Source organism: Kitasatospora sp. NPDC057965, from assembly GCF_042887135.1.
Lineage (GTDB): Bacteria > Actinomycetota > Actinomycetes > Streptomycetales > Streptomycetaceae > Kitasatospora.
On record NZ_JBHVPZ010000065.1, the window covers coordinates 1 to 12125 of the forward strand.

The 12125-nt window shown below is 71.3% G+C and carries 14 protein-coding genes and 1 pseudogene; 7 read left to right on the top strand and 8 right to left on the bottom strand.

All coding sequences use genetic code 11. The features are described from left to right. Positions 1–88: 88 nt before the first annotated feature. Both ACFVVU_RS38740 and ACFVVU_RS38745 read right to left on the bottom strand, forming a co-directional pair. Positions 89–226, bottom strand: a pseudogene (locus ACFVVU_RS38740) (IS630 family transposase); the annotation flags it as partial. 158 nt (positions 227–384) lie between these two features. Further along, a complete protein-coding gene (locus ACFVVU_RS38745; protein WP_387794533.1) occupies positions 385–1191 on the bottom strand; it encodes a hypothetical protein in 807 nt (268 codons plus the stop codon). A gap of 214 nt (positions 1192–1405) precedes the next feature. On the opposite strand from ACFVVU_RS38745, the gene ACFVVU_RS38750 reads away from it, so the two are divergent. Further along, on the top strand, positions 1406–1870 hold the full coding sequence (locus ACFVVU_RS38750; RefSeq protein WP_387794534.1) for a hypothetical protein: 465 nt from the start codon (positions 1406–1408) through the stop codon (positions 1868–1870). A gap of 874 nt (positions 1871–2744) precedes the next feature. Continuing rightward, positions 2745–3908: an ATP-binding protein gene (locus tag ACFVVU_RS38755; RefSeq protein WP_387794536.1), complete on the top strand. Its 1164-nt coding sequence runs from the start codon at positions 2745–2747 to the stop codon at positions 3906–3908. A 140-nt stretch (positions 3909–4048) separates the two neighbouring features. On the opposite strand, the gene ACFVVU_RS38760 is transcribed toward ACFVVU_RS38755, so the two are convergent. After that, positions 4049–4369 (bottom strand): hypothetical protein, encoded by a 321-nt coding sequence (locus ACFVVU_RS38760; RefSeq protein WP_387794538.1) that lies wholly within the window; start codon positions 4367–4369, stop codon positions 4049–4051. A gap of 200 nt (positions 4370–4569) precedes the next feature. Between ACFVVU_RS38760 and ACFVVU_RS38765 the strand changes: the two genes are divergently transcribed. Continuing rightward, the gene (locus ACFVVU_RS38765) at positions 4570–4806 is read left to right on the top strand and encodes a hypothetical protein (RefSeq protein ID WP_387794539.1); all 237 of its coding nucleotides are present in this window, start codon (positions 4570–4572) and stop codon (positions 4804–4806) included. A 616-nt stretch (positions 4807–5422) separates the two neighbouring features. On the opposite strand, the gene ACFVVU_RS38770 is transcribed toward ACFVVU_RS38765, so the two are convergent. Together ACFVVU_RS38770 and ACFVVU_RS38775 are read right to left on the bottom strand one after the other, a co-directional pair. Next, positions 5423–5923 carry a hypothetical protein gene (locus tag ACFVVU_RS38770; protein ID WP_387794541.1) on the bottom strand — a complete coding sequence of 167 codons (501 nt, stop codon included), beginning with the start codon at positions 5921–5923 and terminating at the stop codon, positions 5423–5425. Positions 5924–5932: 9 nt separating this feature from the next. Beyond that, positions 5933–6073 carry a hypothetical protein gene (locus ACFVVU_RS38775; protein ID WP_387794543.1) on the bottom strand — a complete coding sequence of 47 codons (141 nt, stop codon included), beginning with the start codon at positions 6071–6073 and terminating at the stop codon, positions 5933–5935. 169 nt (positions 6074–6242) lie between these two features. Between ACFVVU_RS38775 and ACFVVU_RS38780 the strand changes: the two genes are divergently transcribed. The 4 genes from ACFVVU_RS38780 to ACFVVU_RS38795 all read left to right on the top strand — a co-directional run bounded on the left by ACFVVU_RS38780 (position 6243) and on the right by ACFVVU_RS38795 (position 8472). After that, a complete protein-coding gene (locus ACFVVU_RS38780; protein WP_387794545.1) occupies positions 6243–6377 on the top strand; it encodes a hypothetical protein in 135 nt (44 codons plus the stop codon). A gap of 518 nt (positions 6378–6895) precedes the next feature. Further along, positions 6896–7444: a hypothetical protein gene (locus ACFVVU_RS38785; protein ID WP_380682162.1), complete on the top strand. Its 549-nt coding sequence runs from the start codon at positions 6896–6898 to the stop codon at positions 7442–7444. Positions 7445–7964: 520 nt separating this feature from the next. Next, positions 7965–8270: a hypothetical protein gene (locus tag ACFVVU_RS38790; RefSeq protein ID WP_387794547.1), complete on the top strand. Its 306-nt coding sequence runs from the start codon at positions 7965–7967 to the stop codon at positions 8268–8270. 34 nt (positions 8271–8304) lie between these two features. Continuing rightward, on the top strand, positions 8305–8472 hold the full coding sequence (locus tag ACFVVU_RS38795) for a hypothetical protein (protein ID WP_387794549.1): 168 nt from the start codon (positions 8305–8307) through the stop codon (positions 8470–8472). A 208-nt stretch (positions 8473–8680) separates the two neighbouring features. Here the strand turns inward: ACFVVU_RS38795 and ACFVVU_RS38800 are convergent, their stop codons facing one another. The 3 genes from ACFVVU_RS38800 to ACFVVU_RS38810 are packed head-to-tail and all read right to left on the bottom strand — an operon-like array spanning position 8681 to position 11194. Then, complete coding sequence (locus ACFVVU_RS38800) at positions 8681–9211, bottom strand: hypothetical protein (protein ID WP_380684697.1); 531 nt, start codon at positions 9209–9211, stop codon at positions 8681–8683. Between the two features lie 40 nt (positions 9212–9251). Then, on the bottom strand, positions 9252–10853 hold the full coding sequence (locus tag ACFVVU_RS38805) for an alpha/beta hydrolase (RefSeq protein ID WP_387794550.1): 1602 nt from the start codon (positions 10851–10853) through the stop codon (positions 9252–9254). Positions 10854–10870: 17 nt separating this feature from the next. Further along, positions 10871–11194: a hypothetical protein gene (locus ACFVVU_RS38810; RefSeq protein WP_387794552.1), complete on the bottom strand. Its 324-nt coding sequence runs from the start codon at positions 11192–11194 to the stop codon at positions 10871–10873. Positions 11195–12125 lie beyond the last annotated feature (931 nt).

Genomic DNA, 12125 nt, shown 5'->3' on the forward strand with positions numbered 1-12125 from the left:
GCCGGGAGCGCTGAGGGCGATCCGAATGGTCACCGGCCTGAGCCTGTGGCAGAGCCGCAAGCTCCTGGCCAGCGCACCCGTCACCGCCCTGGCCGTGAACCCGACGCAGGTAGGCCAGCAGTTTGCGGATGGACCAGCGGGTGAAGGGCTGCCCGAGCTTGGCCGGGCGGGTGGTGGCCGCCTGAACGACGAAGTCCTCGTCGTCAGGACTGAGCAGGCGGAGACGAGGCGCCCGCCGACGCCCTGCTGGCGGACCTGCTGCCGGCGGCGGGCGCCGACGACGATACGGCCCTCGTCGTCGTCCCGCTGTAGGAGCCTGTCCGCCGGCGTCCCGCGCCCCGGGACGCCGGACGCAGGACGTGACAGGTTCGCGGGCCCGCGGGCCTATTCAGGCGCCTCGATCGTCACCGGCTTGCCCAGGTCGTAGAAGTGCTGCGTGGTCGTGCTCAGCACGCCGCCCGTCCGGGATTCGGCCTGGCCGCCGTAGGGCGTGAAGTCGTCCCCGAACCAGAGAATGTGCTCCCGCACGGCCGCGCCCAGGAACGTGTACGGCTTCTTGTTCACGATCCGCCACGCCGTGACGTCCTCCCCGTTCTCCAGGGAGATCACAGGCCGCTCCTGCTCGACGGTCCACTCCGGCGCCGACGCGACCATCTGGGCCGTCACCTCCGGATCGGCGAGCGCGCGGTAGAGCTTCCCCGTGGCAGCCACGATCTGCTCCTGCGGGTCACTACTGTTCTTGTCCCCCTTGACCCACTTGCCGAGCCCTGGTGTCCTGATCCACTCGTCCTCGCCCTTGAAGACGTACGCCTTCTCCCCCTCCGGCCCCGTCATCGAGCCGGCCAACGCGGGATGGTCCCCGAAGACGAACCGCGAGGTCCCCGCCTCGTCCCCCGACTGCACGGACTCCGTTCCCGATCCGTATGCCTTCAGGGCGGCCACCAGACACTTCGACAGGGCCGAACCGGCGAAGGTCGTACCGCCCTTGAGCTGAAGACCGTCGCACTCGGCCGGGGTGGCGAAGGCCGGGGACGACTCCTTCGGGCCGGCGCTCCCCTGCGCGGGCCGGCCGGACGACGACTCCGGACGCGTCGGCTCGGCCGACCCGTCCGACGAGGAGCAGCCAGCCAGGAGCCCGACTGTGAGGAGGGCTCCTATGTACATGTGGGGGCGCAGACGTCCAGGTCTCATGCTGTTCGAACTCCACTGGTCACGGACGGCCCGCGACCTGCGGACCGTCTCATGGGCTCTCGCAAATGAATCCACAGCCCCGCACCGCTGCTCGTGGAGGTGCTCACTCGACGGAACGCGGGTGCGGGCCCTGGAATCCTAACGGCCGGGACAGACAAACCATTTCACGTGCCGATCCGGCAGATCGGACCTCCGAGTGCGGCGGGAGGCGGCGGTGAGCGAGGCCGGGGATGGCGGGAGCCGGGCGCACGAGCCGGACGAGGCGCACCGCCGGCCGGCGGGGGTGGACGACGCGACCGTCGAGGCGCTGGGGATGCTGTCGAAGGCGCTGGAGTACACCGAGCGGGCCCGCGGCCAACTGTACGCGGTGCACCAGATGACCGGCGGCGCCGACCGGATGCTCGCCGAGGCGGTGGGGACGCTGCGCCGGGCCGGGCACGGGGAGCAGGCCGACGGGGTCGAGCGGGAGCTCCTCGGCCGGGACGTCGTCCCGGGGATGTGGACCCACCAGCTGATCGAGGCGTACGACGAGACCTATTACCGGGTGTTCACCGCCGTGAAGCGGGTCCGCCAGGACCTGGCCGCGGGGCGTCGGCATTCGGCCGAGGCCGAGATGCAGCACGCCGCGCGTTCCCGCCGCCGCAGGCCCACGCGCGGCCGATCTCTTCGCGGCCGGTGACGACCTGGGCGACGTAGCGGTGGTGCGGCAGGTGTTCCCCGCTCAGTGCCTTGAGCTTGGGCATGGTGCGCTCCCTCCGACGGCCGGGCGTCTCCCGGCCTGCGGCCGAGGTCGGCGCCGCGGCATCGGTCGGCTCCGTTGCGGACTTGTCGCCCCCGCCCCGATCGACTACCACTACCGCCGTTTTGTTCTCCGGAACTGGCGCCTGCCCCTGGACCTATGGAAGGAGATCACCGAGCACCTCCCTCCTGTCCCCGGGCCCTTCCAGCCGATCATGGACGACCGGAAACGGCAGGAGGCATCCGCCTTCCTCTGGGCCAAGGTCACCCAGGGTGAGCCCCGCCTCGCGCCACGACCGATCGAAGCAGCTCAACCAGCTCCGGTCCGCAGCACGTGGCTCCAGCGCCGCAGCAGCACCTGGGCCAAACTCATTCACCCAGACCCAATGGCCCACTACGCGGCCCTGCGCGACCTCCTGCTTCAACACGCCGAGCATCTCACCCGGGAGATCGACAGCGATCCGGATGCTGCCCGGCTACATGTGACTGCGCGTTCTGGCTGGCCCCGTCCGGCCTCGTCGGTGCTCGGTCAGGGACCGGATCAGTGCGGCGGCGAAGCCGACAGACATGGAGTCCCGGGCTGACGCGCAAATTGAAGAAATTGGGGACCTCGAGGCCGTCAAAAACGGTGTCGTACGCGGCTTCGCCGGGCCCGTGGCAGCGATCCGGCGCCAGTTTGCGACCTCGGGATCGACCGTCTCCAGGCAGGCTCTCACCCGCCCGTCTACGCACTCGGCAAATATGGCCTGACCTGGTGTTTTCCAGGGATTCGCCTAGGCTGAGCAGTTCTGCTGGACAGCATCGGAGGGGACATCATGAGCGAGGAAGCCAGCAAGTACGACGCCAGCCAGATCCAGGTGCTGGAGGGGTGGGAAGCCATCCGGAAGCGGCCTGGGATGTACATCGGCTCGACCGGCGAACGCGGCCTGCTTCACATGGTCTTCGAGGTCGCCGACCGGGCCGTGAACGAGGTCCTCGCCGGCCACGCCAGCTGCGTCGCCGTCACCCTCACACCCGACGGCGCCGTGCGTGTCGCCGACGACGGGCGGGGTGTCCGTATCGACGACTCGGCAGCCAGCGGCAATTCCGGGCTCGAAGCCCTGCTGACCCGGTTTCAGACCGGGCCGGCAACCGGAGGCCGCCACGACGTGACGCTCGGCTTCTGCGGGGTGGGACCCTTCGTCGTCAACGCCCTGTCGAGCCGGATGACGGCCGAAGTGCGGCGCGGGGGAGCCCACTGGGTTCAGGAGTACGCGCGCGGGCTGGCCGCCACCCCGCTCACTGAGGCGGGCACGTCGACCGGTAGCGGGACCACCATCACCTTCTGGCCCGATGCCGAGATCTTCGGGGCCGCGGAGTTCTCGTTCGACGGGCTGGCCGAGCGTTTCCGGGAACTGGCTTTACTGAACCGGGGCTTGGAGATCTCTCTGACCGATCAGCGCCTCCCGGGCGAGTCCCGGTCGGCGCGGTTCCGGTACCCCGACGGCGCGCGGGACTTCGTGGCCATCCTTGACGAGCAGAAGGAGCAACCCGTTCATCCGCACATCATCGGCTTCGAGCGGGAGGAACCGCGGATGGCGGGGACGGTGGAGGTGGCCCTGCGTTGGCGTGCCTCCCACGACGAGCGGGTCCGGAGCTTCGCCAACAGCCGGCCCACTGACGGCGGCACACACGAGCGCGGCTTCCGCGACGGGGTAGCGGCCGCAGTCACCGCATACGCACGGCCGCGGCGGCTGCTGACTGCGACGGATCCCGACCTTGACGCCGATCGGATCGGCGAAGGTCTGACAGCGGTCGTGTCGGTGAAGCTCGACCATCCCGAGTTCGAGGGCTCCACGCGCGGCTGGCTGGGTAACGCCGCCGTGCGCGCCTGCGTCGAACAGGCCGTCCAAGAACACCTCGGCAAGTGGCTGGAAGGACACCCGGAACAGGCCGCAGCCGTCATCGACCGGGTCATCCAGGGCGCCCGCCGGGACTGACCAGGAACAGGCCGCCCTGCCGGTCCCCGGGAAGCGGGGCCGCCAGGGCGGCCTGCAGTACACGGCGGTCGACCCTGGGCTCGAAACCGTCCAGCGGGTCCAATCCATCGACAGGTCACACCTGGTGTGCCGCTGATAGATCAGTCCATGACACCCTCCAGCGGAAGGCGGTCTCGGTAGTACTCCGACTCCAGCCACGCCTCCTTCACGAAGAGCGGTCGTGTGAGCCGCGTTTCCCCGACCCGCTGGTCACGCAGAAGGACCCCGAGGTCGGTCAGGGCGAGCGATGCGTCCGGGGTGAACAGGATCCAGTTCCCGTGCTCCGCAGCGTGATCCAGAAGAAACTGCTGGCCTTCTCCCGGATCGCTCCCTGCCAAGGGAAAACCGGCCAGCCAGACCTGCGGACCGACGGACTCGGCTTCGCCCTGCACCCCCAGCTGCGCGCACTGCTCGAACTGCACGACGGCGTCGCGCCACGACCCTCCGGGGATACCTTCCCGCGGGGTCCTTCCTGCCACTGGCACACCGACTGCTCCCCGCAGAGCACATCCTCACGTACCACCGAAGGTACGTCGAGCTGTTCCCAGCGGACATCTGGGATCCCGAGGACCGGGGCACCCTGGTCGGCCACGCCCGCTGGTGGGTTCCTATCGCGCTCCCCATGGACGGAGGCGTGCTCTTCGTGGACCACCTCCCGGGACCCGCCTACGGGCACGTGTATGAGATGGGTATCGGCTCGGGCGACACCGAGGGCGGCCTGTGGGCCACCAGCCCGGCGGACATGTTCACCAACCTGACCGACAGCCTGACCACCGGCCGGCCGTTCCACCACTTCGTCCCGGACACCCAGCGGCATGCCCCCGGAAAGCACCGCCTCGACTGGCGAGTGGCGCGGTAGGCCGTCCCCGACGCGAAACGGCCCCGGCGGCGGGGTGCCAGTCTTCGAACACCGCCGTCTCCAGGGTCAGGGCCGGGAGCGGGTACGCGTGCGGGCGGACGTAGGCCGCCGCGGCGGTCAGACGGAGAACTTCGGCGAGGGAGGCGGCGTGCTGGATCCAGGCCGGGTTGCCGGGCAGGATCCGGGGCAGCTCCAGGCCCGCCGGGCTCTTCGTCGTCACGAGGACGAGTATCCCGGTTCCATGGTGTCCGGCGAGCGGTTCCGGCGAAAGCCCGTCCCCGTCGGGGACGCTGCGATACCCGGCTGGGCCCGGTGCGTTCAGCCCCCTGGTAGGCGGCAGCGGTCATCGGCAAAAGCGGCACCGGGCCGGCGGCGGGGCCGAGTGGGAGCCGTCATGCCGAAGACCGCCGCGCTCTCACCGGCCGCTGACCTGCTACGAGACCCGAAATTCACCGGGTCCGAGACGAAACTCACCAGCCGCCCAGGGGCGAAGTACGCGTTGTCGAGCCACCTCGGTGAGGGTGGCCGAGCGCCGGCCGCCGAAGCACCACAACGGCGAGGGGCGGCCCGAGTGCGGGCCGCCCTCTCGACCGCTGTCCGCGACCCGGCCGGCCGCTCAGTCGATGTCCGCGGATGCCAGGGCCACCGCGAGCGCCAAGCACGGGACGGCTCCCAGACAGTGCTCGGCCATCATGCTCGGATTGGACGCCGTGCCCGCCTCGGCCAGGGCCGGCAGAGCGGCACCGATGGCCGCATCGAGCGCCGCGTCCAGGACCTCAACCGCCGTGAACTCCCCGCCGGCCGCAAGCTCGCGCACCAGGCCGGCCGCCTTCGCCTGATCGTCGCGCCACAGCTCCGCGACCTCGCCACCGGCGCCCGCCAGGTCGACAACCGCACTCCGCTCCACGCTCGGCAGCGGAACAGGCCAGGACACCCCGGGCTCCTCCACGATCACCTGTGCCCGCGCCAGCGCCACCCTCGCGGCACTGGTCCGCCGGGCCCGCTCCCGCTCGCGTGCGACGGCGGCCGGCCACCGGGCCTCGTCCTCGGCCCGGGCCGCCTCCAGAAGCGGGGCGGCCGTGTGGCCGAGGTAGACGACCGGCAGGGGGTCCACCACGACCGCGTCCTACCCGGGCGGGGCGTCGGCGACCGGCTGGTACAGCGCCTGCGCCGCCGACGCGCAGGCACCGATCGCCGTGGTCAGGGCGGCGATCAGCCGGGCATGGCGGCGGGCGGGCAGGTCCAGGCGGGAGGGAATCGCGGTCACTCCCGCACTATGGCGCGCCGCACCCTCCGGCGCCTTTCCGTTCCCAGGAACACCGGCCCCGCCGATCACGATCTGCCTTCTGGGCGGCCAAGTAGCGACAACTCTGGTCGCCTACGGTGCAAAGTCGCACGGGGACTCTTGCGAGAAGGGTCAGCGCCACTGGTAAGACGTGGCGGTCATCGCCGGGAGCAGCAGCGACACGCCGGTCGCGGACGAGTTCTGGGCCGGGCTGTCGGGCGAGGACCGGGTCGCCGCCCGCCGACTCAAGCACGTCGGCGAGCCGGCGGAGGGCGCGACCGCATAGCCGGAGCAGCGCTCGGCAGGGCCGAGGTGTGTGCGGTCTCTATGGGCCGGGACGGCGGGGTCTCGCGGGGCGGGTCAGCCGGTGACGGTCTCGGCATGCCGGGTGAGCGCGTCCAGGGGCGCGGTCTGGTGGCCGGTCAGCTTCCTGTCCCCGTCTGTGGAGGGGCGCGGACCGAGATGCTCCCCGTTGTTGGCGGACAGCGGAGCGTCCCGGGACCCGGGGTCGAAGCGTGCCGACCTGCGGCCGTAGCGCCACCTGCCGGGGTGACCGGCCGTGGCCAGCCAGGATCCGGGGTGGTGGCGACAGCTCGTTGCATCGCCCGGCGGAACCGTCCGACTCGGCCATCATCCGCTGGTCACACCGTTCCCGGCGTGGTTCTCGACGTCGCTGTACCCGACATCGCGAAGCATCATCCGTGATCACCTTTCACTCGGGACTGCGCCGCACGGGAACGACCATGGCCGGTTTTCCGGCCGCGGGGCAGACGGCGGGGAGGTGGATCCCTACGCTGGGCGTCCATGTCGATCACCGCCTCGGCGATGGGGCGTGCGCGCCTCCTCGCGGTCCTGACGCTCCTCCTCACCCTGATGGGTCTCGGCGGGCAGGCCTTCGCCGCCGACACCGCGCAGCCGCACTTCACGGCGACCGTTGACGACACCACCCTGACAGCAGGCCAGATCGGCACACTGAGTGTGACGTTCACCAACCGCCAGGACCAGCCGGTGACCTTCCTCTACGCGACGGTGAACTCCATCGCTGTGAACGCTTCGTGGCCCGGGGTCCGGCACGAGTTCGTGAGCTGCGCGGGCGGCGCCAGTTGGTGCAGTGCCGTGCCCGACAGCGCGAGCTTCAACCTGATGCACCCGCAGGTGCCGATCCTGCCGGGCGAGAGTCGCACCGTGGCCTTCGGCTACCGCTTCACCGCAGGTTCGGACTGCACCACCGGCGCTCAGTTCGGCTTCTGGGTGCAGTACTTCTACTACGAGTACGGCGCGGACACCTACCAGTCCGCCCAGAGCCTGACCCCGCCCACCATCGTCACCCTGGTCTGCCCGACCGCGGCGTAACACCCTCGGGCTTCCGTCCGGAAGCGGATGGCGTCCTGTCGCCTCCCGCCCGCCACCCTGCCGCCGGTGGCGGTGGGCGGAGCGGGTGTCGGGGTTATCCAGGACGTCGGTCTCCGCCGTGACCGCGACCTTTCCTGCGGCCCGCCGCCCGGTCGGCAGACGGCCGGGCGGCGACCGTGCGAGCAGCGGGCGGACGACGGCCAGATCGCTACCTGCGGCATGTGCGGCACAGCGGCTCTGGAGAAACCTGCTGGCCAGGTGCGCGGTGCGGGTCGGTCCCGGTACAACCGCCGGTCGGGCGAGCCGTTCACCGACGGACCTGGTGCCCGACCGTCGAGCACATCCAGGCGCCGCGAGCACCGCCGGAGCAGCCGCTCGCGCATCCTGCCCGTTCTGCCCGTTCGGGCGCCGCAGGGCGTGTCGTTGATCTTCAGCGCGTGTGTGACGTCGTACCGGGCGCGTGGATCCTGCCCGGTTTGACCTGGCCAAGAGCCTGGTCTTCCCGGGACCGGGATCACCCGTGGACGGGAAGGAGCCGCCGGACCTGCCCGGCGGCGGCGAGGCCCTGATCGAGCGCCAGGCGCAGGAGGGTGAGGGCGTCGGTGGGGGTGGCGGACAGCATGGGGATGCCATCGGCGGCGTCGGCGAGGTGGGCCGCGCGCTCACCGCGGCCGCGCAGGACCGGCCGCTGCCTGAATGGGCCGCCGACGCCGGCCGCACCGAGGACGTCCGCCAGCGCCGGGCCCGCCAGGCGCTGCTGGAGGCCGTAGCCCGCCACCGCCACGGCCCCCTGCCCGACGAGGAACCCGGCGACCGGCCATGGTGATCACCGATGCCCGGGGCACGGAAGAATGGGCCGGGTGACCAGCAGCCAGCACCTCCCGCGGGGCCTCACCTCCCTGATCCCCGACGCCCGCGCCCAGGCCACCCCCGCCGAGCGCGCCGCCTCCCAGCTCCTCCACCTGCGCGAAGCCACCGTGCCGGTGCCGGTCCTCGCCGCGGCCGCGGAACTGATCGCCCCCAGCTGAAGAGCGAGGACCCGGCGACCCGGGAAGCGGCCACCGCCGTCCACGCCCGGCTGCTCGCCGCGATCGACGGCGCCGCCCCGAGACGGTAGCCGGCCCGATGTCCCGCCCCTGTCCCAGCTCACCGCTGCATGCTCTGACTAGGCAGAACAGGGTGGGACTGTCCTAGGCCTGTCCCACCCTGGATCCACCGGCTCGAGCTTCCAGAGGTTCAGGGGGTGGAGCCTTCAGACGGGGGAAGCAGGCACGGTGTGATGACCCGCAGGTACATGAGGTCGCCGGTGCCCGCGGTGGACGCGGTCGCGGTGTACCGACTGCTGGGGTGGAAGGCGTCGACGAGGGCGTCCGGCTTGCCGTCCACGGTTTCGCGATAGCCCTCCTCTGTCAGGCCCTCGCCGATCAGCATGTCGCGGATCCTCCGGACCGCTTCCGGGTGCTGGGCGCGCGGCACGTGGCTGTCGACGCTGTACATCAGGATGTACCGGTCGTCGGAGGCGCTCTCGCCGTTCTTCCCGGTGCACGGGGTGAAGAGCGCGTCGACGGTCGCCGGGTCGGGCTCGATCCCGGCGGTGCGGGCCATGTGCTCGGTGATCTGCTGGGCCCAGGTCTGGGCGTCGGCCTTGGACTTCACGGGTGGCGGGTCACTCCTGTCGGGATGGGCGGACGAGCACCCGCCGAGCAGCGCGATCAGGAGCGCGGCGGCGGTGATCCGCGCGGAGGTGCGGGATGCGCTGGCAGTCATGGTGCTCCAGGGTCGGCGGTCGACTGGACCGGCTGCGGGGTCAGTGCGGGATGGTGGGGGCGAGGGTCGGCGGGCGGCCGGCGATGATCCGTCCCTGGTTGAGGAGGGTTTCGCTTGCCCCGCCGGGGCCCATGTTCCAGTAGCCGCCGTGTCCGGCGGTGTCGACCTTGATGTGCTGGGCCCCGAATATCCCGTACTGGGGGCCCTCGCCGAACACAGTGCCGGTGGCCGTCTGGATGAAGTCGTCCTTGGCCGTGCCGACCCAGACGTGCTTCGGGTCGATGTTGAGCTCCGAGGCCCTGTCGACCCCCATGCCGGGGCTGCCCAGCGCGATGATGTCGTCGGCGTTCACGCCACCGTCCCGCGCGGCCGCGCCCACGACATAGGTCCCGTAGCTGTGTCCCATCAGGGTCAGGTGCGAACAGACGCCGTTGTCGCCCTCGGCCACCCGCAGGCCCTTGGTGAAGTTGCGCAGGAGCGGCGCCCCCGCGTCCCCCCGGTCGGTCTGGGCCACGGTGCCGTTCAGCCAGTTCGGTGTCTCGTAGCCCAGCCACGACACGACGGCCACGTCCCCGTTGCGTTCGTCCTCGGCCGCCTTCTGCAGACGCCGGATGTGGTCCATCTGCCCCGGCACTCCGGCGAGCACGGTCCCGGTGCCCGGCACGAAGATCGCCGTGTGCTGCGCTTTGTCGGGGTTTCCCGTCGAGACGACGGCCCGGCCGTTGTGCGCGTCGGGATCGATTCCCAGGAGGAACATCTGGTGCTTCTCGGGGTTCCCGTCGGACGCCGTCAGCTTCCTCCTGATCTCCTCCATCGCCCTGATCCGCGCGTTGTACTCGTCCTCGTCGACACCGAAGTCGCCGGGCCTTCCGGTGCGGTAGGCGTCCAGCTTCTCGTCGAGGACCAGGCGGTTTGCCTCGTCGCGGACGGTCGCGGGCAGCCCGTCCAGCGTGCCGATCCGGTCGGGGTGCAGGGCCAGATAGGCGTCCTGCTGCTCGGGGGTCAGTCCCTTCCACCACGCCGCGGACTGCTCCGGGTCCTTGCCGTCCGGAATGTAGGGATCGACCAGTCCGAGGTCCTGCATCGCGGCGGCGGCCGCGTTCTTCGCCCCGGCGAGCGCCCCGTTCACCTTGGCCGGGTCGAGGGCGCCCGAGCTGAGCCGTCCCAGGGCCGTATTGCCTTGGTCGCTGGCGGTCTGGGCGTCCTTCAGCGCGGCGTCGATCCGGCTCTGGAAGCCCTTCATGTCCCAGCCGAGCTGCTGGCGCGCCTTCTGCGCGTCCGGGTCGTTGTGCTCGCCCTCCCCCTCGGGCGGGAGGTTGACGACTCCGTCGGCGGACACGTTCAGGCCGGCGTCCACGGCCCGGTTCACGGCGTTGGTGAGGTTGGTCTGCGCCTGGTGCATCCGGTCGGCGACGGTGTTGAGGACCAGGGCGGCGGTGCCCGCTTCCATCTTGACGATGCTCAGCTGCTGCTCGGTCTTCCCCATGAACGAGACTGCGGCCTTGGCGTCGTCGCCTTCCCAGTTGCCGGCCAGCGGCCCGTTGACCTGGCTGCGGTGGCGCTGGCCGGCGCTCTCCACCGCGTGCCCCAGCGCCGTCCAGGCCTTCGCTGCGTCGTGCAGGCCGTGGGGGTCGAACTTCATCAGGAGCGCGTAGAGGCTCACTTGCCCGCCTGCGGTGCAGCCAACGTACCGGCGACCGCGCGCTCGGTGGCCTCGTGGGCCGCGGCGTTGGCGTCCAGGTTGGTCGCGGTGTCCGCAAGACGCCGACGCAGGTCGGCGAGCGGCTTCGACCAGCCGCTCCCCAGCTGCCCCAGCCCGCCGGCGATCGACCAGCCGGTGAGCTGGCCAGCGACGGTCTCGCTGGTGGTCACCGCGATCCGGACCGGCGCGTCCAGCTCCTCTCCCAGTCCCTTCGCGATACCTGCGGACGCCCGCAGATCCGCCGCCTTCACCACGACGTTCGCAGTGGCGTTGTCAGCCACGTGGGTTCCCCTCCCCGAAGATGAATGCCCAGCCCCCGCTCCCCACGGAATGCTAGGCAGGCAGTGTGCGCTCCGCATCCGTACAGATACTCAGATGCTACGGCCACGCCCGACACGCCCCCGGGACTTCCCGAGAATCCACCGCTCCGCCCGCCTCACCCGGGCACCGCCACCACGGGACGAGGGTTGGACGGACCGTCCACGGCCGGGTCGGCCCGCCCACCGACGCCCCGCCTACAGGTGCGGGCCCACCCGCAACACCGTGCCGACGCCGCCGTCCCGGCCGCCGCACGCCCACGCACAGTGGATCCGCCAGGCGGCCCCTGGTCGATGTAAAACGTCCACGCCGCCGTGCCGCGGTGGCTGCGCAGGCCCGAGGTGGTGCGGGTCGGAGGCCAGCTGCTCCCGTGCCTGGCGAACCCAATGCAGCTGGCGCGGGTCGGCAGCAGGCGGTCCGGCTCGGCCAGCGGCTCCGGCCAGGGCTACCGGGGCGCCGCCCGACACCCCGGCCATCGAGCCGCAGACCGGCCCCACCCCGGACGGCATCACCGCCGAAGCCTGGCGCCGACACGTGAGCGCCGGCCGCGACGCGATCACCCAGCAGCGCGTCGCTCAGCTCGGGATCAATGTGCTCGCCCTCGCTGTACCGGCCTGTGCCTCCGACCGCCAGGCCGCGGACGCCGGCCTCGCCCGCCTCGCGAACGACACGGCATCACCACCGAGGAACCCCTCCCCTGCCGCCGCTACGCCCTCTCCGGGGACGTGCGGGCGATGGACGGCTGGCGCCGATCTCGCGCCGGGATCCAGCCGGTGCTGCTGGAACGGCCCGGCCGCTAAGAAAGTGTTGGGTAATTGATCGGCTGCATGGCGTGATCAGCTGGCGGTGATCTTCGCGGTCGAGGTGTCCGCGAAGATCACCGCTATGTGTGTC